At 72.4% G+C, this 4,201-nt stretch carries 2 protein-coding genes; both read right to left on the bottom strand.

Annotation, left to right across the window (positions count from 1 at the left end; all coding sequences use genetic code 11):
- Nucleotides 1–975 (bottom strand): cytochrome P450 (locus tag ACQKIP_RS41295; RefSeq protein WP_427745361.1); only part of this gene is annotated, 975 nt, incomplete at its 3' end.
- A 1-nt stretch (nucleotide 976) separates the two neighbouring features.
- Nucleotides 977–4,201, bottom strand: a 3,225-nt coding sequence (locus ACQKIP_RS41290) for a condensation domain-containing protein (RefSeq protein WP_427745360.1), incomplete at its 5' end; no start/stop codon positions are given.

Here is a 4,201-nt window from a genome sequence, read left to right as displayed (position 1 = left end):
GTCGAGGCCGTCGCGGGCGGTCTCGTCCGGTTGGGCGCGGTTGACGGCAAGCAGCGAGCAGGAGACGACCTGCCCGGGCTTGATGGTGTGCTCGCCGATGCTCACCTCCGTCAGCGCGGTGCGCGGTGAGGCGACCGCGACGACGGTGGCGTAGCGCAGCAGTTCCTCCACCGCCCGGTCCATCAGCTCGGGTTTCGCGCGCAGCACGGCGAGTTGGTCGGGGTGGTCGAGCAGCGCCAGGATGCCCAGGCCCAGCATGCCGACCATGTTCTCGATCCCGGCGGCCATGACGGAGGCGGCCAGGCCTACCAGTTCCTTGTCGGTCACCTCCGGGCCGTGCTCCTTGACCAGGCCGCTGACGAGGTCGTCGCCCGGGTCGCGGCGCTTGGTGGCGACGTAGCGGGCCAGATAGTCGTCGAAGGCCTTGGCGGAGGCGCGGCGGGCCCGCCAGCCGCGGTTGTCGCGCCGGCTGAGGTCGAGGTGGCGGGCGAGTTCCGCCTGGTCGTCGCGGGGGATACCGAGGAGCGTGCAGCCGACCAGGCCGGGGATGGGCCAGGCGAAGTGCCGCATGAAGTCGGCCGGGCTTCCGGCCCGTTGCATGACGTCGAGGCGGTCCTCGACGATCCGCTCGACCTGCGGTTCGATCCGGCGCATCCGGCGCAGCGTGAACTCCGGCGCCAGCATTTTGCGCAGCCGGGTGTGCTCCGGCGGGTCGTGCATCAGCGGATTGCCGATCTGGGTGATCTCCCGTGACTGTTCCTCGCTGTCGGCCGGCGGCCGGGTGGAGAAGCGGCAGCGGGCATCGCCGAGGATCTCGCGTACTTCGTCCCGTCCCGTGGCGACCCAGCTGATCAGTCCCGGCCCGGTGTCCTCGAGCAGCGGCGTCCGCTCGCTCATCGCCTCCAGGCCCGGCGGCGGTTCCATTCCCTCGCGCACATGGTTCGGGATGATGTCGAAGGACTTCTCCGCTGCCATCTCACTTGCCCCTTCCGGCACGGATCTTCGCGGTGAGCACGCGGCCGATGCCGGACCGGTGCGCGGATTCGAGCATGTCCTCGTGGCTGGAGGTGACCTCGTGCGTCTCGATGTTCCCGGCAACGTAGGGGCGCCAGCTCGCGATGGCCTCGGTGGCCAGGAGCTTCTCGGTGCGCCGCTCGGTGGCCACGAACACCAGCAGGTCGCCGCCGAAGCGGCGCGGGGTGTGGTCGCGGATGAGGCCGACGATGTTCATGATGACCTCCCGCATGTTCTCCAGCTGCGCCCCGCGCGCCTCCACGTCCCGGCCGGGACCGGCGCCGCTGTCCTCGTCCCAGCTGCCCCTGCCGTCCACCGGACCGAAGCCGCCCTCCTGGTCGCTGCCGACGGATCCGACGTCCCGGTAGGGATAGGCGTCCAGCAGCGCGAGCAGATCGACCTGCTCGCCCCGTTCCTCGAGACGGCACGCGATGGCCTGCGCGACGACACCGCCGAAGGACCAGCCGGTCAGCCGGTAGGGACCGTGCGGCTGCACGCTGCGCATCTGGGCGATGTAGTCGTCGACCATCTCTTCCATGCTCTGCGGCAGCGGCTCCGGGCCGGCCAGGCCGCGCGCCTGGATGCCATACATCGGCAGGTCGGCCGGAAGGTGCGGCAGCAAGGTGGCGTAACTCCAGCTCAGGCCGGTGCCGTGGTGAATGCAGAACAGCGGCCGGCGATCGCCCTCGGCGCGCAGCGACAGCAGCACCCCCAGGTCCTCGGAGTTGGTGACGGTGCGTCGGCCGACGCCGTCGCGCCGGTGCCGGTCCGGGTCGCCCGCGGCGTGCGGCCGCAGCAGGCCGGAGGCTTCGCGCCGGGCCCACTGGCCGGTGCGCAGCATCCGTTCGCCGCGGCGGCCGAAGGGGCTGGCGACGAGGCGGCTGCCCATCTGCCCGGATGCGTCCGGGCAGCGGTGCGCGAGCGCCGGGCCGGTGACGTATACCTCGCCCAGGGCGCCCGGCGGGACCGGACGGAGGTAGAAGTCCAGCAGGTGGGCGCGGGTGCCGTCCGGCCACCGCTCGTCCGTGCCCTGCTCTCCGGGCACGGCCGCCGGCCGCTCGGTCAGGGCCCGCTCGTCCTCGTCAAGGAGATCGAGTGTGCCGATCGGGCGCTGCGGATCCTTCGCGGCCTGCTCCAGCACCCGCACCAGCCGGCGGGCGAAGGCGGCGGCCTGCGGCTCGTCGAAGAGGCCGACGGCGTAGTCCAGGCTGCCGACGATGCCGTCCGGGTCCCCGTAGTCCTCGAAGCTCTCGGTCAGGGTGAGCCGCAGGTCCAGCGCGGAGTTCTGGGGCGGCAGCGGCAGCCTGGTGGTGGCCAGACCCGGCAGCCCCGCGTCCTCCCATTTCTCGGCGATGTCGTCGCGTACGTCGAGGAGTATCTGGAAGACGGGGTGATGGTCCCCGCTCGACCTCGGCTCAAGGCGTTCCACCAGCCGGTCGAAGGGCACGTCCTGGTTCTGCAGCGCTTCCTGGTAGGCCTCCCTGGCCCGCTTGACCAGGGTGCGGAAGGCCGGGTTGCCGTGGGTGTCCAGGCGCAGCGACAGCAGCCCGGACAGCGGCCCGACCACGCCTTCCAGGCTCTCCTCCCCGTCCGGCCGGGGCAGTACGGTGCCAAGGAGCAGGTCCGTGCCGGCGCCGAGCCGGGAGAGCAGCAGCGCGAGCGCGGCATGCACCGCCGTGAACGTGGTCGCGCCGGCGGCGTCGGCCGCGTCAAGGAGCTGGGCGTGGGTGTCCGCCGGGATCCGGATCGGGATGGATGCGGTGCGCCGGTCCGGCCCGGCCGCCGGCTCCCGGTCCGTCGGCGGTCCGGTCCGCGGCGGGGCGTCGGCCCAGGCGGCCCTCCAGTACTCGAGCTGATCGGCGACCAGGCTCTGTGCCTCCTCCTCGCCCTTGAGCAGCTCGCGCTCCCAGAGCGCGTAGTCGGCGAACTGCAGGGGCAGCGGCGCCCGTTCCGACGCCCGTCCTTCGCGGCGTGCCCCGTAGGCGGCCGCGAGGTCGCGGATCAGCAGATTCACCGAGGACTCGTCCGCCGCGATCGGGTGGATGACCAGGAGCAGCACATGCTCGGTGGCCGAGAGCCTGAAGAGATGCTGCGCCCAGGGCATCTGCCGGGACAGGTCGAAGCGCTGTCCCATACGGGACGCCAGCAGCCCGGGCAGTTCGTCCTCGCTCGCCGGCAGCAGCTCCGGCCCGGCGGGTACGACGTCGTCGCCGGCCTCGGGCAGCTGCTGCACCAGCGTGCCCTGCGGGCTCTGCCAAAACCGTGTACGCAACAGCTCATGGCGCGCCACCACATCGGCCAGCGCCGCTTGCAGTGCCGGCACGTCCAACTCGCCCTCCAGCCGCAGCGCGGCGGCCAGGTTGCTCGTCGCGCCTGCGCCGGCCGCCCGTTCCGCCTGCCAGATGCGCTGCTGGTACACAGAGGCGGGCAGTTCGGCGGGCCGCTGTTCCACCGCCCGCAACGGCGGCCGCAGCTTGGCGCCGAGCAGCCGCTCCACGCCGACCGGGGTCGAGGCGCCGAAGAACTGCCGGATGCTCAGCTCGGCGCCGAGTTCGGTACGCACCCGTCCCGCCAGCCGCATCGCCAGGGCCGAGTTGCCGCCCAGGTCGAAGAAGTTGTCGTCAGGACCGACCCGCTCCAGGCCCAGCACCTCGGCGAACAGGACGCACAGCGTCTCCTGCAGTTCGCCCTGCGCCGCCTGCGCCGAGACCAGGTTGGCGTAGCCCGGCGCGGGCAGGGCGGACTTGTGCAGCTTGCCGTTGGGGGTCAGCGGCAGCGCGTCGAGCGCCATCACCATGGCCGGAACCATGTACTCGGGCAGCCGGGCGGCGGCGAACTCCCGCACGGCGGCGGGGTCAAGGCCGCCGCCTTCGACGGGGACGGCGTAGGCGATCAGACGGGGGTCGCCGGGCTGGTCTTCGCGGACGACGACGGCCGCCCGGGCGATGTGTTCGTGGGCGGCGATGACGGACTCGATCTCGCCGAGTTCGATGCGGAAGCCACGGATCTTGACCTGTTCGTCCGCGCGGCCCCGGAAGTGCAACAGCCCCTCCCCGCTCCATTTGGCGAGGTCGCCGGTGCGGTACATGCGCCCCCCGTCGGCATACGGGCAGGCCACGAAGCGCTCGGCGGTCAGATCCCGGCGGCCCAGGTAGCCGCGGGCCAGACCGGGACCGGCCAGATACAC

The organism is Streptomyces sp. NPDC059900, from assembly GCF_050270335.1.
Taxonomy (GTDB): domain Bacteria; phylum Actinomycetota; class Actinomycetes; order Streptomycetales; family Streptomycetaceae; genus Streptomyces.
This window is presented reverse-complemented; position numbering and strand designations above follow the sequence as displayed.